At 67.4% G+C, this 23,015-nt stretch carries 21 protein-coding genes; 10 read left to right on the plus strand and 11 right to left on the minus strand.

Annotated features, from left to right (window positions below):
• Positions 1-100 precede the first annotated feature (100 nt).
• The 6 genes from BJL86_RS14040 to BJL86_RS14065 all read right to left on the minus strand — a co-directional run bounded on the left by BJL86_RS14040 (position 101) and on the right by BJL86_RS14065 (position 7,451).
• Positions 101-847, minus strand: a complete 747-nt coding sequence (locus BJL86_RS14040; protein ID WP_075845045.1) for a dienelactone hydrolase family protein — start codon at positions 845-847, stop codon at positions 101-103.
• 102 nt (positions 848-949) lie between these two features.
• Positions 950-2,218 (minus strand): Vgb family protein, encoded by a 1,269-nt coding sequence (locus tag BJL86_RS14045; protein ID WP_075845046.1) that lies wholly within the window; start codon positions 2,216-2,218, stop codon positions 950-952.
• Positions 2,219-2,688: 470 nt separating this feature from the next.
• Positions 2,689-3,825, minus strand: a complete 1,137-nt coding sequence (locus BJL86_RS14050; RefSeq protein WP_082908400.1) for an amidohydrolase family protein — start codon at positions 3,823-3,825, stop codon at positions 2,689-2,691.
• 10 nt (positions 3,826-3,835) lie between these two features.
• Positions 3,836-5,554, minus strand: a complete 1,719-nt coding sequence (gene mhpA, locus BJL86_RS14055; protein WP_067472911.1) for a bifunctional 3-(3-hydroxy-phenyl)propionate/3-hydroxycinnamic acid hydroxylase MhpA — start codon at positions 5,552-5,554, stop codon at positions 3,836-3,838.
• Positions 5,551-6,594 (minus strand): VOC family protein, encoded by a 1,044-nt coding sequence (locus BJL86_RS14060; protein WP_067472908.1) that lies wholly within the window; start codon positions 6,592-6,594, stop codon positions 5,551-5,553. The genes mhpA and BJL86_RS14060 overlap by 4 nt, the downstream gene beginning before the upstream one ends.
• On the minus strand, positions 6,591-7,451 hold the full coding sequence (locus BJL86_RS14065) for an alpha/beta fold hydrolase (protein WP_067472905.1): 861 nt from the start codon (positions 7,449-7,451) through the stop codon (positions 6,591-6,593). Before BJL86_RS14065 ends, BJL86_RS14060 begins: the two co-directional genes overlap by 4 nt.
• A gap of 184 nt (positions 7,452-7,635) precedes the next feature.
• Between BJL86_RS14065 and BJL86_RS14070 the strand changes: the two genes are divergently transcribed.
• Positions 7,636-8,337, plus strand: coding sequence for a TetR/AcrR family transcriptional regulator (locus tag BJL86_RS14070; RefSeq protein WP_067472902.1), 702 nt, complete (start codon positions 7,636-7,638; stop codon positions 8,335-8,337).
• A gap of 28 nt (positions 8,338-8,365) precedes the next feature.
• Entirely contained in the window at positions 8,366-8,623 is a 258-nt protein-coding gene (locus BJL86_RS14075; RefSeq protein WP_067472899.1) for a hypothetical protein, read from the plus strand.
• A gap of 25 nt (positions 8,624-8,648) precedes the next feature.
• On the opposite strand, the gene thiG is transcribed toward BJL86_RS14075, so the two are convergent.
• The 3 genes from thiG to BJL86_RS14090 form a co-directional block, all read right to left on the minus strand.
• Positions 8,649-9,416, minus strand: coding sequence for a thiazole synthase (gene thiG, locus BJL86_RS14080; RefSeq protein ID WP_257787309.1), 768 nt, complete (start codon positions 9,414-9,416; stop codon positions 8,649-8,651).
• A 61-nt stretch (positions 9,417-9,477) separates the two neighbouring features.
• The gene (thiS, locus tag BJL86_RS14085) at positions 9,478-9,705 is read right to left on the minus strand and encodes a sulfur carrier protein ThiS (RefSeq protein ID WP_231887156.1); all 228 of its coding nucleotides are present in this window, start codon (positions 9,703-9,705) and stop codon (positions 9,478-9,480) included.
• On the minus strand, positions 9,702-11,006 hold the full coding sequence (locus BJL86_RS14090; RefSeq protein WP_067472893.1) for an FAD-dependent oxidoreductase: 1,305 nt from the start codon (positions 11,004-11,006) through the stop codon (positions 9,702-9,704). Before BJL86_RS14090 ends, thiS begins: the two co-directional genes overlap by 4 nt.
• Between BJL86_RS14090 and thiE the strand changes: the two genes are divergently transcribed.
• Positions 11,005-11,805, plus strand: a complete 801-nt coding sequence (gene thiE / locus BJL86_RS14095; protein ID WP_082908399.1) for a thiamine phosphate synthase — start codon at positions 11,005-11,007, stop codon at positions 11,803-11,805. The two genes, BJL86_RS14090 and thiE, sit on opposite strands and share 2 nt — an antisense overlap.
• A 458-nt stretch (positions 11,806-12,263) precedes the next feature.
• Here thiE and BJL86_RS14100 read toward each other — a convergent pair whose 3' ends face one another.
• Positions 12,264-13,229: an NUDIX hydrolase gene (locus BJL86_RS14100; protein ID WP_067472890.1), complete on the minus strand. Its 966-nt coding sequence runs from the start codon at positions 13,227-13,229 to the stop codon at positions 12,264-12,266.
• Positions 13,230-13,501: 272 nt separating this feature from the next.
• On the opposite strand from BJL86_RS14100, the gene BJL86_RS14105 reads away from it, so the two are divergent.
• The 7 genes from BJL86_RS14105 to BJL86_RS17280 all read left to right on the plus strand — a co-directional run bounded on the left by BJL86_RS14105 (position 13,502) and on the right by BJL86_RS17280 (position 21,689).
• Entirely contained in the window at positions 13,502-14,869 is a 1,368-nt protein-coding gene (locus BJL86_RS14105) for an O-antigen ligase family protein (RefSeq protein WP_067472887.1), read from the plus strand.
• Between the two features lie 10 nt (positions 14,870-14,879).
• Positions 14,880-16,097 carry a glutamate ABC transporter substrate-binding protein gene (locus tag BJL86_RS14110; protein ID WP_232228995.1) on the plus strand — a complete coding sequence of 406 codons (1,218 nt, stop codon included), beginning with the start codon at positions 14,880-14,882 and terminating at the stop codon, positions 16,095-16,097.
• 2 nt (positions 16,098-16,099) lie between these two features.
• Positions 16,100-19,036: a serine/threonine-protein kinase gene (locus BJL86_RS17645; protein WP_067477570.1), complete on the plus strand. Its 2,937-nt coding sequence runs from the start codon at positions 16,100-16,102 to the stop codon at positions 19,034-19,036.
• A gap of 46 nt (positions 19,037-19,082) precedes the next feature.
• Entirely contained in the window at positions 19,083-20,534 is a 1,452-nt protein-coding gene (locus BJL86_RS14120; RefSeq protein ID WP_067477567.1) for a protein adenylyltransferase SelO, read from the plus strand.
• 66 nt (positions 20,535-20,600) lie between these two features.
• The gene (locus BJL86_RS14125) at positions 20,601-20,894 is read left to right on the plus strand and encodes a hypothetical protein (RefSeq protein WP_156515433.1); all 294 of its coding nucleotides are present in this window, start codon (positions 20,601-20,603) and stop codon (positions 20,892-20,894) included.
• Positions 20,891-21,322: a type II toxin-antitoxin system VapC family toxin gene (locus BJL86_RS14130; protein WP_067477561.1), complete on the plus strand. Its 432-nt coding sequence runs from the start codon at positions 20,891-20,893 to the stop codon at positions 21,320-21,322. Before BJL86_RS14125 ends, BJL86_RS14130 begins: the two co-directional genes overlap by 4 nt.
• Before the next feature lie 124 nt (positions 21,323-21,446).
• Positions 21,447-21,689, plus strand: a complete 243-nt coding sequence (locus BJL86_RS17280; protein ID WP_067477558.1) for a hypothetical protein — start codon at positions 21,447-21,449, stop codon at positions 21,687-21,689.
• 144 nt (positions 21,690-21,833) lie between these two features.
• Here BJL86_RS17280 and BJL86_RS14135 read toward each other — a convergent pair whose 3' ends face one another.
• Positions 21,834-23,015: an acetate/propionate family kinase gene (locus BJL86_RS14135; protein ID WP_067477555.1), complete on the minus strand. Its 1,182-nt coding sequence runs from the start codon at positions 23,013-23,015 to the stop codon at positions 21,834-21,836.

A 23,015-nucleotide genomic window follows, 5' to 3' on the forward strand; every position in this document is an offset into this window, starting at 1 on the left:
GTGTGCACGACGGACCCGACCCCTGTCTGGCGGCGCGGCCCGGTGGTGACCGGGCTCACCCTGTAGGCCCACGCGCCAGGGCCTCTGCGGGAGTCGGCCGCTACGCCGGCAGGTGGCGGCCGAGAGCCTCTCGAAGCTCGGCGAACGCGCGCTCCGCCCCCTGCTCCTGATACATGACGGTGTCGGCCATCGTGTACCCGTGCGGCGCGTCCGGGTAGATCGCGCTCGAACTCTGGAGACCGGCGTCGCGGGCGGCTGCGTCCAAGGTGGCGGCGTTCTCCGGCGTCATACCCGGGTCGTTGTCCGCATGGCCGAAGAGCAGCGCGGCCCGGGCCGAGGCGATGGCGAGGTGCGGGCTGTCGGAGTCGCCCGTGACGAGCCCACCGCCGTGGAAGCCCGCGGCGAGCGCGACGGAGTCCGGGTGGCGGCCGGCCGTACGGAGCGCGAGGCGCGCACCCATGCAGAACCCGACGGTCGCGACCCGGCCATCGCGCACCTCGGCGAGCGAGCGCAGGCCGCGGACGTAGGCGTCGACGTCTCGCTCGGCGCGGTCGGTGTCGAGCCTTCCGATGCGCGGCTTCGCAGCGGCGATCACCTCGTCGCGCCCCTCGGGGGTGCGCATGTCGGCGCGCGGCGCGAGCTCGGCCACAGAGCCCTCGCGGTGGAAAACGTTCGGCGCGAGCACCGCGTAGCCCCACCCCGCGATGCGCTCACACATCTCGGCGATCTGCGGGCGCAAGCCAAGCGCATCCATATAGAGGATGACGCCGGGCGCCGCCTCTTCCCTAGCGGACGCGAGATACGCCTCCGCAGGACCGTCGGCCGTCTCGACACTGATGTATCCCATGGGCGACACCGTACGCCGCGCGGCAACAAAAGAACCGCCGGCCGCCACCCGAGTGGGCGGCAGCCGGCGGTGCATTGTCGACTGCGTTGGAGGCGAACCTAATTACGCAGCCGGGGCGTCCTCGGCGGGAGCATCCTCGGCCGGAGCCTGCTCGCTGATCCCCTCGAGCGAGCCGGTGAGCTCATCGAGCGAACCGGTCACGCTGCCGAGCGGGCCGCCATCCGGGGTGATGCGGCACAGCTGGTTCTTGCCGGCGCCCTCGCCCTCTTCCGGCGCGAACTTATTGACGGAGAAGGCATTGCCCTTGCCGTCGACGCTCACGTGGTTCGGGGTCTGGCCGAGCTCGGCGTTCGGGCCGGCCGGGAGGTCGCCGACCTGCTCGAAGGTCGTCGCGTCGTAGACGGTGATGTTGTTCGCGGTGCGGTTCGAGACGTAGACGAGGCCGCTTGCGTCGTCGTACTTCGCGTTGAGGGCACCCTCGCCGGTCTCGAAGTTCTCGACGACCTCGCCGGACTCCTCGTTGACGACGACCGCGCTACCAGTGGTCTGATCGATGGCCCAGATGTTGCCGTTCTCGGTGTCGATCGTGACGCCGGAAGCGGCCTCGACCGAATCGCCGAGATTGTAGGTGGTGACCTCGTTGTCATTCCGAGTGTCGACCTTCGCCGCGTGCGGCCCGCCGAGGTCGACGGTGTAGAGCGCGCCGGTGGCCGGGTCGAGGTCGAGCGAGACGGTGTTCGCCAGCTCGGGCAGCTCGATCACGGTCGGCTCGGCGTCGAGGTCGGTGCCGTCGAACTCGTAGATGACGCCGGAGTCCGTCGTCGGTGCCGAGACGTACGCCTTCCCGGTCTCCGGGTCGACGGCAACATCGCGGGCGTGGTCGACGAGGCCCGCGTCGAACTGCTTGACGAGGTCCAGGGTCTTCGCGTCGTACACGGCGACGGTGTTGTCGCGGGTGTTGGTCGTCCACACGAGACCGTTAGCGTCGTCCACTGCCACACCGTAGACGGCGGTGCGCGCGCCGCTCGCCTCATCGTTGACGGCGGGGTCGACCGAGTCGAGAACCTCGAGGGAGTCCGCGTCGACCTTGGTGAGAGTCGACTCGGTCACCGGAGGACGGCCGACCGAACGGGTGACGAACACGGCGTTCTCGGTCTCGCTGTATGCGGTTTGGTAGAGCCCGGCGTCGAGCGCCACGCACTCCTGCGCGAACTGGGTGGCACCGATCGAACCGGTTATCTGCCCCAGCGGGTTTTCCTGAGCGTTGGCCGCCGACATCGACAGGGCGGAGCCACCGCCGACGACCATGGCTGCGGCAAAGAGTCCGGCGAGCGCTCGGCGTCCGGCGATGCGAGATGGTGATGCGTACATATGACCTCAACTCTTGGTGCGAAAGTGTGGTCTGCGGACTACCCGCAGATGAACGCCCCCTCGCTGACAAGACAACGGCTTCGCGAGCTCTGGCGGGCTTTTGCCCTCCAACATTGCTCTCGTCAACGAGTAGAGCGAACGCCCCTGACCGTAGGCGAGCCTTGCCTTAGTTTTCAACGAACGCTTGCTTTTTCCTCAGCTCGCATTGACCCAATTCGGACCGAGGCGGAATTGGCGCCACCACGGGCTCCGGACCGCAGTAATCGCCAACCCCCTGGAGAAACGCTTTTATTTCGAGCGCCAAACAACCCGCACGCACGCCAGATAATTGAGCAGGATTTTATCTGTGATCTGCGACACACATAAGTTTTCGCTCTGTCCGCACTTTCACTTCTCTCACTTGGGTGCCAACCTGCCCCTACTTTCCCCATGGCTCGAACGGCCGTTAGCCAGGGATTGTTCGGCTGGGATCAGCCGATCCGCGAAGCTAATCCCGGGAGCTCCCGGAGCTGGTTGTCGCGTTCCACCTCGAGCCGCCCTGCAATGTCGAATGTTTCCTGCAAGCGGGGCGCCGGGTCGCCGCTACCGCGGAACGTCAGCTGGCTGAATGGCCAGTCGGAGCCGAAGACGATGTGGGATGAGTCGGTCACCGATAGCGCACTTCCCATCGCCGACGGATGGGAGCTCAAAGCTGTGTCGTAGTAGAAGCGCGAGAGAAGTTCCTCGGTGTGGAGCAGCGACACCTTGGGCAGGGTGTCCGGCCATATCTCCCCGACCGGACTGGCCGAGACCACGCCGAGCCTGCCTGCAAGAAACGGCAGCGTCCCTCCCGCGTGAGAAAGCTGAAACCTGATGTCCGGGTAGCGATCGAGCACGCCCGTCGTCATCAAGAGTATTGCCGCGCGGGTGGTGTCGAAGGTGAACTCTGCGAGGAAATCGGGCAGTGGGAGTTCGGGTTTTGCATCGGCGGGAATGGACGCCGGGTGGATAAACACGTACGCCTTTCGGCGATTGAGCTCGGCCATGAGGGGCTCGAAGCGCGGATCGCCGAGATAGATGCCGTCGTACGCGCTGAGCAGCGTGACGCCGTCGAGGCCTCGCACGTCGAGCGCGTGGTGGAGCTCGCTGATCGAGGCGGCGACATCGGGCATCGGCAGGGTCGCGAGAGCGCCGAAGCGATCGCCCTGGCGTGCGATGAGATCGGAGGCGTAGTCATTGCAGTACCGGGCGAGGTCGTGTGCCTCCGCGCCTCGCACGAACGCGACCGCCGGATCCGAGACCGACAGAACCTGGGCCTGGATGCCCCAGTCGTCCATGAAGGACACCGCGGCCTCGGGTGACCACTCCGGGAGCGGATATCCGCCGATGAGAAAGTGACCGTGCGCCAGCAGGGATTCGCGGTATCGGGGAGGCAGGAAGTGGGCGTGCATGTCGATGCGGTAGCGCCCGGCCGGAGGATCCGCGGGGGCCGGGGTGTCGGCTCCGGCAGTGTCTGCGGCCGCGGTGGCGCCCGCGAACACCGTCTTGCCCGCGATCGCAGCGCCTGCGGTGACAGAAGCGGCACGGATCATGCTTCGCCTGGTGATGATGTGATCGTCCTGGTTCATGAGATCCCCTTTAGTGAGATTGCGCGGCGACCGCGCGCGGTGTGCGCGGGTGACTGCGCAAGCCGGGAGGGATGGTGGTGAGAAAATCGACGGTTCGGCGGAACGATTCGTCGTCGCCGGGAATAACGACTCCCCACACGAACCTGTCCGGGCGGAGCACGACGATGGAGCCGGCCATGACTCCGTGTTTATCGAGCCAGCGGGATACCTCGGAGTCGGCGAGCTCCAGCGGAAGCACGCCGGGGCCGACCTCCGCAGACCTACCGGCCGGAAGAAGATCGACCCACGTCGGCTCGGGCGTCGTAGAGTCCTGGCGCTCGGAGAGGCCGAGCAGGCGACGCGGGTCGACGTCAATCCCGATTACCGACCAGCCATGACCGATGGCGTCGTCGAAGCGGACGGCGTGTCCGTGCGCGTCGCGCACGGGCGGCTGCGGGAACAGCTGTCCATCGAGGGCATGGACAGCGCGGGGAAGACCAACGAAAGTGCCCCGCCGGAAACGGGGGCGCGGCTTCATCCGCGACTGGCGGAGCCACGTCGCCGCCCCCGGCGTTCGGCGCGCTACCGGGATGACCCGGTCGCGAAGCGTCGTGAGTACCGGGTTCCCCGTGCTCACGAGGACCTTGTTGAGCACCGAGAGGTTCATCATCGCCTTGGCGTGCGGACGGCGCTCGGACTCGTACGAGTCGAGGATGACGGGATCCGCGTGGCCCCCGATGACCTCGGCGAGCTTCCACGAGAGATTGTCGGCGTCGCGGATCCCGGCGTTCATGCCCTGGCCGATGAACTGCGGGGTCATGTGCGCGGCGTCGCCGGCAAGGAACACGCGGCGGTCGCGCCAACGATCGGCGACGAGAGCCTTGAACGTGTACACGAGCTGCCGATCGAGAACGACGCTATCGGTGTCGACGAAATCGGCAAGAAGCTCCAACGCCTTGCCGGGTTGTTCGAAGTCCTCGGTGGCGTCGTGGTCGTGGAGCATGAACTCGAAGCGGTGGCGATTGAACGGCTGCGGGCAGCTCACCACGGGCAGTTCGGGGTCGCAGTGGAAATCGAAGAACGGCAGGTGGGCGAACGGTTCGGCTCCCTCCTTGGCGCGCAGATCGATGACGAGCCAGCGCTGCGGAAACGCTTTACCCGACATCGAAATCTGCAGAAAGTCCTCGCGGACTGCCGACCGTCCGCCGTCACAGGCGACAAGGTATCTGGCGCGGAGCTCCTGCTGGGACCCCTCGGTGAGTCGAGGGGACGATTTTCCGTAATCCGTACCGGTGCATTCCTGGTGGCGGGCGGTGACGCCGTCCGCATCCTGCTCGAGGCCGACGAGCTCGCGCCCGCGGAGAACCTCGACCTGCGGGTAGCGGCCGAGCGCGTCCTCGAGCCTGCCCTCGAATGCCGGTTGGTAGAGGAAGTTGGCGGTGGGCCACCCGTAGGTGCGGCGCGGATCGTGGATGACGGCGAGCGTCGAATCCCTCTTGCGGAGCCAACGCACGGGCAGATCGGCGCGCATTTCGCGGTGGAGTTCGTCCACGAGGCCTGCTGTTTGCATGATCCGCAGGCACTGGTCATCGGTGTAGACCGCACGCGCCATCCCGTAGCGTTCGGGCTCTCGCTCGAGAACCGTGACTCGAAGGCCGCGAAGGGCCATGAGGTGAGCCATCATCAGCCCGGTCGGGCCGAGACCGACGATGCAGACGTCGCAATCGGGGGTTTCGGGTTGTGCGCTCATCGAGACTTACCTCCCTCTCCGAAAACGAGCGCTTCGTCGTCAACAAGAAGGGATTTCGCCCCGAAACCCGCCTGCACGAGACGCTGCGCGATGACGCCACCGACCTGGGTGTGGCCCCAGATCGAGATCGAGTCATAGGTACGCGGCGCCCACGTTTTCTCGAGTTCGGGCGTGAAGACAATGGGGTCCCAACCGAGCTCCCACTCGAAGCCCGACGGTGTGATCGCATAGAAGGACAATTCGCGATCGTTGGTGTGCTGACCGACGCTCCATTGCATCTTGAAGCCGTGCGCGATGACGCGCTCGTAGGCGGCGAGCATGTCGTCGAGGGACTCGACCTGCGTGTTGAAGTGCTGCACAGCCGTAGGGATCGGGTTGATTCGAAGGCGCTGGAGGCCGGCGATGGCGATGGAATGGTGCCGTTCGTTGACGCGCAGGAAGCGGATGCGCATCATCAAGCCGGAGATATTCTCGTGGATCCAGTCCGAGAGCCGGGCGTTGAAGATGGCGTCGTAGTAGGCGCGGGTACGTTCCGGGTGGCGGGCGGTGAGAGCGATGTGCCCCATGCCCCCGTCGCCGGTGACAAACCCCTGTTGCAACATCCGTAGAGGCTCGGTGGTTTCGGCAGCGCGGACGAAGACCTCCGAGGCGAGGCCGTTGGGGCCGGGGAATCGATAAAGCCGATCGACGCCGCGGAGGGCGCATTCCTCGGCGGACGGTTCGGTGACGGGGAGCCCGGCGGCTCTGACGCGGGCGAGGATGGTGTCGAGAGTGTGGTGGTCGTCGGCCTGCCAACCGACGGCGACGACATCTTCACGAGTGCCACGACGAACGAGCACGCGACACGTGCGCTCGTCGAGACGGAAGCGCATGGTGTCGCGCGTGAGCTCGTCGACGTGCAACCCGATCGCGTCGGCACCGAATCGGCGCCAGTCCGCGAACTTCATGGTGTCGACAACCAGGTAGCCGAGCTTGACCGCGCCGAACAGGTCGGCATCGGGGGCCGGGTGCTCTTGGGTGGTTTCTGCGTCGATGCTCATCGGCCGGCCTCACCGCGGAGGAAGTCAATGGCCATCGTGTTGAACAAATCCGGCGCTTCCCATTGGACCCAGTGTCCGATTCCCGAGGCCAGGTATAGATCGGCGTGGGGCATGGTGTGCGCGAGGGCGGGTCCTCCGGATGGGCGATTGATCTTGTCCTCGGTTCCCCACATGACGAGGGTCGGGACCTCGCAGGACTTGAGGCGACGGTCGCGGGTGATATCCATACGCCACAGAGTGCGCAGCGCGTTCTTGCCGGAGGGGCGACGCAGAGGCGGGTTCTTGATGACCTCCGGGTCGAGGGAATCCTGGTAGCGCCCCTCGATGACGTCGTCGGTGACGCTCCCGGGGTCTGCGACGAGATACGTGCGGATGAAGTCGTCCATCTTCTTCCGGCTCGGGCCATCGCCGCCGTAATAGCCCAGCAGCGCGTTGAGCCCCTTGGTCGGCGGAGCCTTGGTGGTGCCTATTCCACCGGGTCCGTTGAGCACCATGCGGTTCACCCGATCCGGACGATCGAGAGCCAGGCGGAGCGCCGCGGCGCCGCCGTACGAGTTGCCCACGAGGTGCGCTTTGTCGATATCGAGTTCGTCCAGCAGCCCTCGAATCGAGGCGGCGAGGTCACCGAAGGGATCGTCGTGCTCGATGTGCTTGGTCGACTTGCCGTAGCCGGGCATGTCCGGGATGTGGACGGTGAAGTGTTCGGCGAGCGCGTCGATGTTGCGGCTCCAATTCGCCACACCACTGGCGCCGGGGCCACCGCCGTGCAAGAGGACGACCGCCGGTCCACTCCCCGTGGAGCCGACGTGGAGGTCTCTCGCCCCTACTCGAATCGTGCGTTCGTTGAGTGCTGCCATGAGGTCCTCCGGGTGGCGCTCGATCCTTAGTTGATCGTTCGATCACTTTCTTTGATCAAATGATCAACTAATGTGTTGAGCGTGTCAAGGATGGAGTTCCGACGGCAGCCCCGACCGCGGGAATCGGCCGAATACACTTGCTGGAAGAAAGTGGCCCGGCGATACATGGAAGCGAGGAGGACGAATGGCGCGTGAGGCTGGAGCGCAGAACTCCGCTCGAGTAGTTCCAGGTGCCGGGCACGAGAAGCGGCGCACAAAGACGCGGTCAGCACTTATTTCCGCGGCGATGCGGTTGCTCGCCGAAGGACGACAAGGCGTTGGGATTCGGGAGATCACCGCCGAGGCCGGCGTCGGATTCGGCTCATTCTTCAATCATTTCCCCGGAGGGAAGGACGAGCTGTATTCGACGGCGGTTCGCGAGATTCTCGACGCGTTCGCGCTTACCATCGCCGAGGCCACGTCCGATTGCTCCGACCCGGCCGAGGTATTTGCACGTTCATTTCGCCTGACCGGCAGGCTCGCTATCAATAACGCCGCGCTGATCACTCCCGTGCTCGCGAGCGGCACCGAGCTTCTCGTAGAAGACTTCCCGCTGCGAACCGCTGCTCTGAACGACATCGCAGAAGGCATCGAATCCGGCCGCTTCGCGCCGATGGACCCCGAGGTTCATCTCGCCTCCGTCGGCGGTGCACTGCTCGGGATGATTCGCCTCACCGCGCATCGTCTCGGCGCCGGTCGAACGCCGATCAGCGAGGACGAAATCGATCTACAGGCCGAATCCGTCCTTAGGATGCTCGGCCTGAACGCGCAGGACGCCGCCGACGTCGTTTCCCGAGACTTGCCGGGCGAGGACGAGATCAATTGGGACGCACTGAGGCTTCCTTAGCCCAACTAAATCGGATAACAGTGGACACATGGAACCGCCGATTTTGGACATCTATTTCAGCATCGCCACGCCGATCGCCATCGCGATCGTGCTCATCGCAGCATTGGCGCAATACCTCAACCATCCGAGAACTCGGATGGCGGCACTCGCCATCGCCGCGCTCGGCTTTGTGGCGGCATTCTTCGCACCCGCCGTGCTGATTCTGTTCGGCGCCGGCTACCTCGCCTGGGCGCTCTACGCGCAACGCGGCGGACGCCCGAAACTGTCGGGTTCCGGCGAGCAATAGCGCCCTTCGCCCGCAAGCGCTCGCGCTAGTCGTCGAGCGGAGGGCTCGATGCCTGCGCCCAGAAGCGCTTCGGGATCCGGCCCGCGAGCCGCGCGAGGTACCCCGATTCCACCGCGAGCCGCATCGCCCGCGCCATCTGCGCGGGCCGCTCGGCGCGCGTCACGGCCGTCGCAAGTAGCACCGCATCACAGCCGAGTTCCATCGCGAGCGCTGCGTCCGACGCGGTACCGATCCCCGCATCGCACACCACGGGCACGCCCGCATTTGCCACGATGATCTCCAGGTTGTGCGGGTTGCAGATGCCCAGCCCGGTACCGATCGGCGCACCCAGCGGCATGACGGCGGCGCAGCCGACATCCTCCAGGCGACGCGCCACCGTCGGATCATCGGTCGTGTATGGCAGCACGACGAAACCCTCGTCGACGAGTTCCTCGGCCGCCGCCACGAGTTCGATCGCATCGGGCATCAGTGTCCGCTCGTCCGCGATCACCTCGAGCTTGACCCAGTTCGTGCCGAGCGCCTCGCGCGCCATCTTCGCCGTCTTCACGGCCTCGCGCGCGCTGCGGCACCCGGCGGTATTCGGCAGCGTGCGGATCCCGAGTTCACCGAGAAGCGGCAGCAGACCGGCGCCGTTGTAGCCAGCGCGCAGGTCAACCTTGCGGATCGACACCGTCGTCAGCGCGGTGCCCGAGGCGATCAGCGCCTCACGCAGAATCTCCTGGTTGGAGGCGCCGCCGGTGCCCATGATCAACCGCGACGGCACTTCCTCGCCGGCAATGACCAGCGGCGGCAGCGCATCGCCCGGGTTGGCATCGGTTTCCGCCGAGCCGGCGGCGAACTCGTTCCCCACGCCGCTATCCGCCCTGCACCGCGGTGAGCACATCGACCTGCGCATCCGCGCGCAGCGACACCTTCGCCCAGCGCGCCGCGGGCACGACATCGTCATCAACAGCAATCGCCACGCCCGCATCGGGCAGGTCCAGAATCCTCGCGAGATCCGCAACCGTCGACCCGGCCGGCACCTCGCGCGCCTCGCCGTTCACGCGTACAGCGATCGTGCCTGTTGCCACATCAAAACTCATTTGCCCTCACGTCCTTTCTCCCCGCGCATCATTCGCGCCGGATGAGCAGCCGCAACCGCCTCTGATACGACCGCATCGGCTCCCCCTTCAAGGTAGGCCAGGATGGCCTCGGCCGTCACGCTCGACAGCGCCACCCCGTTCCTGCCATGTCCCGTGGCCGCGATGACCAGCGGCGCCACCGATTCTCCGCTTCGGAGTAACTCCTGCGGGATCGGCCCGATGTACGGCAGGTTATCGGCGGACATAGGCCGCAGGCCGGCGATGGTCTCGCGCAGCTCGTACTCGCCGATCGCGGGGAATACGGTCTCGGCGTCGGCGAGTAGATCACGCACGCCGGCCACGGTGACCTGACGGTCCTCGCCATGCTCGTACTGCGTCGCGCCGACGACCAGGCCGCCATCCCGCGGAACGAGATACAGTGGCCGGCCACGCACCTGCGCGCGCACGACGTGCGTGGGCGCAGGCTCACAGCCGGGGCGCTCGAATATCCGCAACACTTCGCCCTTGACGTTGCGCACGGGCAGTTTGGTAAGTCGGGTCGATCCCTCACCGGCGGCGATGACGATCGCGTCAAAGCCTTCACCCGCCAGATCTCCCAGCGCATCGATGCGCCGGCGCACGAACATCCCACCTTCCGCCGCTGCTCCCCTACGGAGCGCGCCGAGCAGTCGCCGGTTGTCGATCGATCCCTCGCCCGGCATGTAGTAGGCGCTGCGAATCTGGCCGGTCAGTCCTGGTTCGAGGGCGCGCATGTGCCGGCGCGTAATACGCACTACCGGCTGGTCTGCTGCCTCACCCAGCGTCGCCGGGTCGACGGTGTCCGCTCCGCTCTGCGGTTCGCGGCCCGTCGTCTCCAGCGCCCAGTCGAGGGCGAGGTTGAGGTCGCGGGTATCGGCATCGTCGCAGCCGAGCAGCAGACATCCGGTGGAGGTGAGGATACGCCCGCGAGTCCACGGATCCGCGTCGCCGGCCGCGCCCTCTCCGCCCGGCGTTCCCTTCTCGTACTCTGCCAGCTCCTCGAGCAGCGCGGGCCACGCGGCCAGCGCCTCGAGACCGAGGTGCAGCGCCTCCGGCTCGCCCGGCCACGCTTCCGAATACGGCGCGAGCATGCCGCCTGCGACCCACGCGGCCGACCGCGACGGCACTCCCGCGGGCCCGGAATCGTCGGGGTCGAACACCGTCACCTCGAACCCCGCACGCGCGGCGCGGAACGCGATGGTCAGACCGATCACCGAGCCGCCTACGACGGCGACCTTCCGTGCTTCGGCCAACGCGATTTCCTCCCCGTATGGTTGAGCCATGCCAGCTGATCCGTCCCAAGCTGATTCCGCCACCCAGATTACGCCGCGCCCCACCGCCCCAGGCGCGCTGCGTACATGGCGGTGTGAACGCCTCGCCGCCTCGCGCCTCTACGTCTGTATCGACGCGCGCCGCGAGCGGGACGCCGATGCCCGCGAAGCTGGCTGGACCGGCGACTTCCCCGCGCTGCGCCGAGACGTCCGCGCCGCCTTCTCCGGCGGTGTCGACATCGTGCAGCTACGCGATAAGGGGTCGGCGGGAGAGCGCGAGTTCGGCGTCCTCGAAGCACTCCACGAGATGACGGCGCTGCGCGTTCTCGCCGAGGAGGCCGCCTCCGCCGGCGCCTTGTTCGCAGTCAACGACCGCGCCGATGTGGCCTACGCGGTCTCGGCGGACGTGATGCATCTCGGCCAGGACGATCTCCCCGTGGCCGTGGCCAGGGACATCCTCGGGCCTTCGCCGATCATCGGCCGCTCCTGCCACGCGGCCGGCGAAGTCGACGCGGCCCTCGCCGATCCCGAGGTCGACTATTTCTGCACCGGTCCCACGTGGCCGACCCCGACCAAGCCCGGCCGCGAAGCCCCCGGCCTGCCGCTGGTCGAGCACGCAGCGACCGCCACCTCCGCCTCGTCCGCTGCCACGAAGCCGTGGTTCGCGATCGGAGGCATCGACGCATCGAACGTCGGCGAAGTCCTCGCGGCCGGCGCCTCGCGCGTTGTTGTCGTTCGCGCGGTGACGGCGGCGGACGACATCACCTCGGCCGCCCGGCACATGCGCGCCGCCGTGACCGCGGAGGATTAGGGTCGGCAGCATCCCTTGCCGTCCAGCAACCTCCTTTCGCGTCGAACCCGCTCCTCTTGTCCATGCCGTCCTCGTCGGCCGCACGTTAAAACTCGCCCGGGGTGCCACCCACCAACGCGGGGCACGCACACCAGCGCATGGGCCTATAAACCAACCCAGGAACACGAATTTTTCTACCGTGGATTGGTGCGTAGCCCCTCAGGTTGGTGTGTATCACTCTCCCGCCGGCTACAAACCGTCGAAAATGCCAGAAACCGCTGCGAAAACACTAGAAATTGACAACTTCGGCGGTTTCTAGCCCCGCTCCTCGGGAGAGTGCGTCCGCCGTGACTTCTGGGAGCGCTGTGGTCGTCCCGCCCTACAAACTGCCCTGAGTGCTACAAACGGCCCCCAGGAACACGAAAATTCGACACTCAGGACGGTTTGTAGCACGCAGAAGGGTGTGTGCGCTCCAGGCGCTACTTCAACCCCAGCCGCGAGAGGAATCCGCCGGAGCCGAGCACCGAAATCCCCGCGGGCAGCCGATCGCGCAGGCCACGGTCGGAGGTCACGACGAGGACGTTGCCGGGACCGGCCGACGCAAGCTCGGCCGAGGCCACGTCGACGATCGTGTCGTCCCCCTCGCCGGACGCGTCGACCCGCACGAGGGAGGCGGGCGACTCGGCCTTCTTGGCCGCGCCCTCGACGACCACGGTGGTCCGGGCGAGCCATGAACCTCCGGCGTCAGATGTGGAGTCCGGCGCGAGGGCGCACGGCACCGCCGCGGCGAGGTCGCCGAGCAGCGCGGACGTGTACCCCGCGCGATCACGCCACCAGCCGTTCGACCGCGAGCCCAACACGTTCGCGACATCGACGACGCACGACACCGGCCGCATGCGAAGCGACGGCCACACCGCGGCGAACGCGGGCATCAGATCGAACCCCGCCACCTCTGATTCGCGCACCCAGCGCAGTTCCACCGACTCGTGGTTGGCGACCGTGTCGAGCGGCTCGGGAAGGTCGGCGAACACCGTCGTGTAGGTCCACTCGATGGAACGCGAGCGGCTCATCCCGTCTGGCAAAGAGCCGTCGTGGAGGAGCGAACCGATGCGCGTGCGCGGGCGGGGGACGCCGGACATCCGCGAGGTCACGCGCTCGCCGCGCACCCGCACCGCGCCCACGGGGATGCCGGCTTCCTCGAAGGTCTCGCGCGCGGCCGCCTCTGCGGGCGTCTCGCCGGAGTCGATGGCCCCGCCGGGCAGCGCCCAAGTATCGCCGGACGCGGTCCACTTCGCACGGTGCTGCAGCAGGACGAGCGGATCGGCGGGATCGTCGGGGCTCGGCGCGCGCAGGAGCAGCCCGGCCGCGCCGAACAACCCCCAGCGACGCTGGGAATCCGGGCCGATCACCCAGCCGCCACCGTCGCCTTCGTCCGCCAAATCCATGGGTCACATCCGTCGATCGTGTTGGTTCCGATTCGGCCCCGACCGCGCGCAACCTTCGGTCGCGGCGCGAGGCCCACCTCCCCAGTGTGTCGGAAAGTCGCGGAAGCGGCCCGCGCGCGGGGTGCGAGGCGCAAAATGGGGTCAGATCGTGCGGGCGGGTGGGCTTCCGAGGTAAATCACACTAACCTCATAGGTCTCACGCGTAACGCCGCGCGTGGGGTGCCGATTCACATTAGGCTAGAGCAGACGCAGTTGCCCTGAGGAGGTGGGACGTGACCGCAGTGGACACGGCCGATACGGCCCAAGCTGCGCCCGTGCTGCCGACCTCGCTATCGCAGCGCCCTGGCCTTCGCGCGCGACTCGGCCGCTTCTTCAAGGGCACTAGTTCGACCCCGGGAAAAATGACGGCGTTCACGCTGGTCATCCTTCTCATCACGCTCGTCACCGGCCTGTACACGGCGCAGACGGCCTCGGATCGCAAGACCCAGCGCGATCTGCTGCTCGCCGAGATCGAGCCCGTCGCCAACGCCTCCCAGACGCTGTATTCGTCACTGTCGATCGCGGATTCGGCAGCCAACACCGCATTCCTCACCGGCGGCGTCGAGTCGACCGAACTGCGCGATCGCTACAACGAGGCGATCGGCACGTCGGCGGCGGCGATCATCGCGGCCACCCAGAGCCTCGAAACCTCCGAGTCCGGGCAGTCACAGATGCTCGCCGAGATCAATTCCAAGCTCACCACCTACACCGGCCTCGTCGAGACCGCGCGCACGAACAACCGCGTAGGCAATCCCGTGGGCACCGCGTACCTCGCGGAGGCCTCGGCGATGATGCAGGACGATATCCTCCCCTCGGCCGCCGACTTGTTCGACGACCAATCGTCCTCGGTGCAGGAGTTCTCCGGCGAGTGGTCCTCGCCGCCGTGGTTGTCGTTCATCTGGCTGTCCATCGCCATCGCCATGCTCGTGTTGCTGCAGTTCTGGCTGCGCCGGGCGACAGGCCGCCAGTTCAACATCGGCCTCGCCGCGGCGACGATCCTCGTCGTCATCGCCCTCGGGTGGACGATGCTCGGCGGCCTCGTCATGGCGACGGGCAATTCGCGCGGACTCTCGGAGGGCGCCGCGCCGATGAGCGAGCTCACCCGCGCCCGAATCTGGGTACAGCAGGCCCGCGCGACAGAGACCCTCGACATCGTCCGCCGCACCGATCCCGAATCGGCTTCCGACGAGCGCACCCGGAAGATGGAGGAGATCCGCCGCACGCTGTCGGCGTACCTCGAGTCCGGGTCGAACGCGGACGCGGGCCTCGACGCCGATGGCGCGATCACCGACGCCGTCAACTCCCTCGACGACTGGCAGGCGACCCAGCGCCGCGCCGATTCGCTGTACCAGCAGGGCGATTATCAGGGCGCGATCGCCGCGTCGACGGGCCGCGAGGAGGGTGAGTCGGGGGCCGCGTTCGACGAGCTCGACTCCGCACTCGTCGAGGCGATCGAGAAGGCTCGCGATCGCCTGCGCACCGTCATCGACGAAGCCCGCGCCACCTCCGACACCACGCCGGATGCCGTCCGCACGCTCACCTTCCTCGCGCTGCTCGCATGCGTGGCGGGTATCGCGCCGCGCATCCGCGAGTATTTGTAGGGTGGGGATCATGGGTTCCGGGCAGGTCAGAATGGATGACGGCGGGCTCGCCGCGCGCCCAGGCGTGCGCGCCTCCGGGCGCCCCTCGGTCCTTCGGCGCGCCGCATCCGCCGCCGCGTGCGCGGTGCTTCTCGGCGCGGGCCTCGCGGCCTGCTCACCTGGCGAACCGGACCCCGCCGCGGAGGAGCCGACTCCGACGTCATCCAGCGCTCCGACCACATCCGGCGCGATCCCGACAGTCGAGGCAGGTCCTCCGCTGCCGGCGGATGCGCGGGTGATGTCGCTCGGCGATCTGCCCGACCCGGCGAATGGCGACTGCGAGCTGTTCCAGACGCTGCCGCCGGACTCCGATGCCGACGCCGAGGATCTCGTGCCGAAGATCTACGACCGCGGCCGGCTCATCGTCGGGCTCGACCAGGGGTCGAACCTGTTCAGCTTTCGCGATCCGGTGTCCGGGGAGCTCGAGGGCTTCGATGTCGATCTCGCGAAGGAGATCGCGCGCGATATCTTCGGCGATCCCGAGCGCGTCGAGTTCCGCTCGCTCACCTCGGGCGAACGGATCGCCGCGTTGCAGGACCACCGGGTCGACGTGGTGGTCAAGTCGATGTCGATTACGTGCGAGCGGCGCGAACACGTGCGTTTTTCCGCTCCTTATTACAGCGCCAACCAGCGGCTTCTCACCCTTCGCGGCTCGGATATCGGCCAGCTGAGCGACCTCGGCGGCAAACGAGTGTGCGTGGCCGAGGGGACGACATCGGCGGCAAAGCTGCGCGATATCGTCGGAGACGTGACCGTCCTGAGCGTCAACACATGGGCAGATTGCCTCGTCGCGATCCAGCAGGAGCAGGTCGACGCGATCACCACCGACGATGCGATCCTCGCCGGCATGGTCGCGCAGGACCCGAACCTCGTGATCGTCGGCGACTACGTCGGCGCCGAACCGTACGGCGTCGGCATCCCGCCGAACAGCCCCGACGACAACACCGACGGGCTCGTGCGGCAGGTCAACGCGACGCTAGAGCGGATCCGCGACTCCGGCCGCTGGCGCGAGATGTACAACACCTGGCTAAGCCAGTACGGGTCGAACCCCGTGATGCCGCGCCCCGTGTACTCCGAAGATCTGCCCGATGACGCCGGGCTGTCCTCGTCCACCTCGAAGCCGCAGTCCTCGACTCCACCCACTTCGGGTTCGCGCTCCACCTCTACTTCCGAAGAGGGAGGTAACTAGCGATGGCGACAGGCCACACAGACAACGACACCTCCTCGCGGAAACGGCCGTACGGTGACGAGCCCACGGTCGGCACCCAGGCGGTCTCACCGGAATTCGATTCCGAACCCTCCGACAGGTCCGCTCCCGAACCGACGCAGGACACGGGAGCCATGCAGGCCACCGGGGCGATGGAGGCGACCGGGGCCATGCAGCACACCGGCGATATGGAATCCACCGGCGGAATGGCGGCCACCGGCGCCATGCAGCACACCGGGGCCATTCCGTCGACCGGTCCCGCGGGCCGTCGCCCCAGCGGCAGCGCCGGCGCCGAGGACCAGGAGTTCACCGCCGGCGCCGGGCTCGACACGAGCACGCGCGCGCAGCTCACCACGAACGTGCTCTCCGACTCCGGCGGACGCCCGGGCCGCGACGACACCGTCCCCGGCCCGCGCTTCCGCATGCGCAAGCCCTCCGAGCCCAAGTCCCGACTCTCGCTGGCAGCCGAGGGGCTTGTCGAGCTGCCGTATATCAGCCCACGCGACCCGGCCGCGGCGCTCATGTCGCCGCAGAAGATCGCGCAGGAAATAGACGATTCCGACGGCCGACTCCCCGAGCCCGAGCTCCAGCCCGGCGATATCGTCGCCGACCAGTACGAGGTCCAGGGCTGCCTCGCGCACGGCGGCATGGGCTGGATCTACATCGCCATCGACCACAACGTCTCCGACCGCTGGGTCGTACTCAAGGGCCTGCTCCACGCCGACCGGGCCGAGGCCCGCAAGGTCGCGGTGTCCGAACGAGAGTTCCTCGCCGAGCTCTCGCACCCGTCGATCGTGCGTATCTTCAACTTCATCCACGACGACTGGGCGATCTCGCCGAACCACGGTGGCTACATCGTCATGGAGTACGTCGGCGGGCCGAGCCTGCGCGACGTGCGCCGTGAGTCCGCCGACCGCGTCCTGCCCGTCGAGACCGCGATCGCCTACGTCCTCGAGGTCCTGCCCGCCCTCGGCTACCTGCATTCCGTTGGCCTCGTCTACAACGACCTCAAGCCCGAGAACATCATGCTCACCGAGGAGCACGTCAAGCTCATCGACATGGGCGCGGTCTCGGGCATCGGCTCGTACGGCTACATCTACGGCACGCCCGGGTTCCAGGCGCCGGAGATCGCGCGCACCGGGCCGACGGTCGCCTCCGATCTCTACACCGTCGGTCGCACGCTCGCCTCGCTCATCTGCCGCCTTCCCGTGAAGAACGGCCGTTACGCCGACGGCATCCCGTCGCCGCTCGAGGAGCCGCTGTTCTCCCAGTACGACTCTCTGTACCGTTTCCTCCTCCGCGCGACCAATCCGAACCCGAACATGCGTTTCCGCACCGCCGAGGGCATGGCCGGGCAGCTCATGGGCGTTCTACGAGAGGTCGTCGCGCTGCGCACGGGCGTTCCGCAGCCCGCGTTCTCCGCCGTGTTCTCCCCTCAGCGGGCGACCTTCGGCACGCTCTATTCACTCATCCCCGTCGACTCGATCATCGACGGCCGCCCCCGCGGGCACACCCTCTCCGGACCGGAACTGGTCAACTCGCTGCCCGCCCCGCTCATCGAACCCGGTGACCCCTCGGCGCAGCGCCTCAACGCGGCGTCCTTCGCCTCCGCCGAGGAGCGGCTCGAGACACTACAAAAGTTGTATGACGACGAGCTCGCCTCGCACGCCAAGAAGGCGAAGGCCTCCTCGGATCCGGAACAGGGGATAACCTCGGCGTCGTCCAGCAAGGCGAAGAAGCCCTCCGGCGAGGCGAAAGACGCAGGCTCCCCCGGCGGGCCACCGACCACGACCGACGGCCAGATCTCGTCCGTCGCCGCCTCCGAGGCGAACGCGAAGAGGCACGGCGACGATGCGCCGACAGCGAACACCCAGGGCGCATCGACACAGGCTGCGGCGACGCAGGCCGCATCAACTCACGCTGCATCAACTCACGCTGCCGGCACGCAAGCCAACTCGACGCAGGCGGAGTTGACCCAGGCCGCCTCTACGCAAGAAGAGTCCACGCAGGCGGCGCAGTCGACGCCCCACAAGACGACGGCCGCTCCAGGCGCGGACGGCTCGCGCGGCTCGGCATCTGCGACGTCATCTGGTGTGGGTACCTACGCCCACCGCGTGCCGGGACCGTCGGTGGGGCTGACGATGGCGCTTGTGCGCGCGTACCTCGACGTCGGCGACATTCTCGCCGCGCGGCAGTTGTTGCTGCCGCAGAAGGACGATTTCGAGATCGAATGGCGCCTGGCCTGGTACGGCGGCGTGCTCTACCTGCTCGAGGGCAACCCGGTCGGCGCCTATGGGCGCTTCCAGCAGGTGCTGTCGGCCATGCCCGGCGAGACGGGGCCGAAACTCGCGCTCGCCGCGACCGCCGAGCTGATCCTCGACTATGCCGGCGAGAGCGAGCGTGCCCGCTGGCAGCGCGCGTCCGAGCAGTTGTACCGGCGCGTGTGGTCGACTGACCGATCGGTGATCTCCTCGGCGTTCGGCCTCGCCCGCCAGCTGCAAAAGCGCGGCGAGACGGACGCGGCGATCGAGGAGCTCGACAACGTGCCCATGAACTCGCGCTACTGGGCGATCGCGCAGCTCACGACGATCATGCTGCTGTGCGAGGGACGCGAGATCGAGGAGCTGGAGGAGCGGCACCTGCGCGATGCCGCGCGGCGCGTGTCGGCGCTGCCGACCGGCGAGCACCGCGCGCTGCAGACCCGCTTCGTCGTCTTGCGCACGGCGCTCGAGTGGCTGCGCGGCACGGACAAGCCGCGCCCGTCGCAGTCGCCGCTGCTCGGCGTGCCGTTCACGAACTTCGGCCTGCGCACCGGGCAGGAGCGCGTGCTGCGCGCGCTCGCCCGCAACATGGGCACCCGGCAGCAGCGCTATCGGCTAGTGGACTGGGCGAACGAGGTGCGCCCGAACACCCTGTTCTAGGCGGAGTTCCGGGCGTGGCTCCGGGCGAGGCTCGTAGGCTGGGGGAATGAGCACCCCGACGTCACCGAAATACGAGCTCGGCACGCAGTTCGCCGAGGCGTTGCCCGAGATGGCCGTCCAGACGGCCGCCGAGGTGCCGGCGAAGGCCCAGCTGGTCGCACTCAGCGATTCGCTTGCCGCCGAGCTCGACCTTGACGCCGAATGGCTGCGCACCGACGACGGCGTCGCATTTCTCGCCGGTCAGGACACCGACGCCGGCACGTTCGTCGCGCAGGCCTACTCGGGCCACCAGTTCGGCACCTTCAACCCGAATCTCGGCGACGGGCGCGCGCTGCTGCTCGGCGAACTCCGCGACCGCGAGGGGCGCCTGCGCGACATCGCGCTCAAGGGCTCCGGCCGCACCCGGTTCTCGCGGATGGGCGATGGCCGCGCGGTCCTCGGGCCGATGCTGCGCGAGTACCTCATCAGCGAGGCGATGGCCGCGCTCGGCGTGCCGACCACCCGCTCGCTCGCCGTCATCGCCACCGGCCACGGCGTGCGCCGCGAAACCCTCCAGCCCGGCGCGATCCTTACGCGCGTCGCCGCGAGCCATCTGCGCGTCGGCTCGTTCCAGTACGCGCGCATCGCCGGCGAGGACGAGCTGCTGCGCCGCCTCGCCGACCACGCCATCGCGCGGCACCACCCCGCAGCAGCGCATGCGGAGAACCCGTACCTCGCGCTGCTCGACGCGGTGATCTCCGCGCAGGCTTCGCTCGTTGCGCAGTGGATGAACGTCGGCTTCATCCACGGCGTGATGAACACCGACAATATGACCATTTCCGGCGAGACAATCGACTACGGCCCGTGCGCCTTCATGGACCGCTTCGACCCGGCGACCGTGTTCAGCTCGATCGACGCCCAGCGCCGCTACGCCTATGGCAACCAGCCGCAGATCGCCCACTGGAATCTCGTCCGCTTCGCCGAGACGCTGCTGCCGCTGCTCGCGGATTCCCCCGAGCGCGGCGTCGAGCTCGCGGAGGCCTCGCTGCGCCGCTTCCCCGATCTCTACACCGACGCGTGGCGCGCCGGGATGGCCGCCAAGCTCGGCCTCGCCCCCGACGACGTCCCACCCGAGCTCCTCGGAGACCTCATGGATCTCATGACGTCGCACGCGCTCGATTTCACCAGCTTCTTCCGCGCCCTCGCGCGCGTATCCGGCGACGACCGGACGCCGGTGGTCTCCCTCGTGTCCGAACCCGAGGCCCTCGGCGCGTGGCTGGATCGCTGGCTGGCCCTCGGCCCGGACCGCGAACTCATGGACCGGACGAACCCGGTCTACATCCCGCGCAATCACCTCGTCGAGGAAGCGCTCGACGCCGCAACGGGCGGGGACCTAGAGCCCTTCGGCACGCTCTTGGACGCCGTGACCTCGCCGTTCCAGCCCCGACCCGGCCTCGAGCGCTACGCGCAGCCCGCGCCCGAGGACTTCGGTCCATACACCACGTACTGCGGAACCTAGCGCGCTCGGCCGCTGGCAAAGAGTAAGGCCTTTTCACCTTGTACTACGTGTAGTACATTTCATGACATGAGTACCCGCCGCTTCACCCGATCTCGACATATTCGCCGATCTGTTGTCGGCATGCGCGAGATCAACCACAACGGCGGGGCGATCCTACGCAAGGTAGGGAAAGATTTTGACGAGGTGGAGGTCACGGAACGGGGACGAGTTCGGTGGAAGATCGTTTCCGCTGAGCCTCGTACACCCGTGTCCGCAGCCGAGGCGATGTCTATATTCGACGTCCCTACCGACTCTCATTGGGAAGCTGAATTGAGTGCGGACCGCGAGGAGGTCGTGGCTCGCGACCCGTGGGGCGAATGAGTGAGTCCCCTCGAGCTCTGCTCGACACGAACATTCTCATCGCGCAATTCTCTCCGGAGTCACCTCGACCTGATCTCACGAAATTCGACGATCTGTACGTGAGTTCATTGAGCTATTCCGAACTTCGGTTCGGGCTTTCCGTGGCTCTCCAACGCTCGCCCAAGGAGTACATCCTTCGTAGGAACCGCTTGGAAAGCGTTGAACACGTCTTCGGTTCGGGCCTTCCATTCGACGACTCGGCAGCCGAGGCATACAGCGAAATCATGGACTTTCTCGCCACACGAACGCCGCACAAGCAGTCCCTTAAGGCCCACGTGTTAGATCGGATGATCGCCGCTACCGCATTGGCCCATAACCTCGTGCTAGTCACTCGAAATGTGGGCGATTTCCGGGCGCTCGAAGGTCTCCTTGACGTCATTGAATGCTGACGTACTGGAGACCAAAAGGAGGATCCGAGGGGATTCGCGCGGACTGCCAACTTTCGTCCGTCCCTCATTGTCACTCAGTAGCAATTCGCACTGCGGCCGAACGAAGTAATTACCTCAGGCGCGAATGCAACGCGGAGACGCCATACCCACTGAGCTCGGCGAGAACACCCAGACGCCCGGCCATAGCCGTGGCCACCGCCAATGTCGTTCCCCGCACCGCAGGCGCATCGGCGGGGCCTGCACGAAAATCACTGGCGAAGGCCTCGACGCCGTGACCTCGCCGTTCCAGCCCCGACCCGGCCTCGAGCGCTACGCGCAGCCGGCACCAGCCGACTTCGGCCCGTACACGACGTACTGCGGAACCTAGCGCGCTCGGCCGCTGGCGCTCCGCGGCGACACCGGGACGCCCCGCAACCTAGAAACCGTCGAGAGTGTCGATTTCGCGTGTGCACAGGACGGTTTCTAGGCTTTTGGACGGTTTCTAGCCGTCGACCGCCAAGCGTGGAGCCTGCTACCCCTCGCCGGCGACCTCGTCGGCGAACCGCGCGATTGCGAGCTCCTCGTTCGTGGGCACCACCAGCGCGGACACCGCCGACCCCTCGCCGGAAATCACTCGCGCGCCCTTGCCCGACTCGTTCGCAGCCGCATCCACCGCTACGCCCCAGCTCTCGAACCCCGCCAGCACATCCGCGCGCAGGCGCGGCGCATTCTCCCCGATCCCCGCGGTAAACGTGATCGCGTCGACCCGCCCGAGCACGGCCCAGTACGCGCCCACGTACTTGCGCAAACGGTGCACCGTGACGTCGTACGCCAGCTGCGCGTCGGCGTCCCCGGCATCGGCCCGCTCGAGCACCTCGCGGAAGTCCGACACACCGGCGAGCCCCTTGAGCCCCGAGGCGCGGTTGAGCCCCTCGGACAGCTCCTTCGGCGAGACGCCGCGCTCGTCCATGAGGTGGATCAACGCGCCCGGGTCCACATCGCCCGGCCGCGTGCCCATCACGAGGCCCTCGAGCGGGGTGAGCCCCATCGAGGTCTCGACCGCGACGCCGCCGCGCACCGCGGAGGCCGAGGCCCCGTTGCCCAGGTGCAGCACGATCTGGTTGACGTCGGCGTACTCGCGCCCGAGAACCCCTGCAGCCTGTTCGGAGACGTAGGCGTGCGAGGTGCCGTGGAAGCCGTAGCGCCTGATCCCCCACTCCTTCGGCACCGCGTAGGTGTAGGCCGAGGCGGGAAGGGTGGAAAAGAACCCGGTGTCGAACACCGCAACGTGCGGCAGGTCCGGGAACATCTCGCGCGCCACGCGTATGCCGCGCAGGTTCGCCGGATTGTGCAGCGGTGCCAGCTCGGCGAGACGCTCGATCTCCGATTCGACCGCGGAGTCGACGAGCGTCGGTTGGGTGAACTTGGACCCGCCGTGCACGACTCGGTGTCCGACGATCGCCACGCCCACGTCCTTCGGGTGCACGCCCAGTTCCGCGACGAGCTCCAGCACGACCTCCAGTGCCTCGCCGTGATTGGCGAGGTCGACCTGGCGTTCGCGGCGTTCGCCGTCATCCCCCGCCTGGACGTGGACGACGGAACCGCTGTCGCCGATCCGTTCGGACAGCGAGGAAGCGATGGTGTCCCCGGCGGTGTCGACGATCTGCATTTTGAGGCTGGACGAGCCGGAGTTGATCACAAGGACCCGGGTCAT

The organism is Dietzia timorensis, assembly GCF_001659785.1.
Lineage (GTDB): Bacteria > Actinomycetota > Actinomycetes > Mycobacteriales > Mycobacteriaceae > Dietzia > Dietzia timorensis.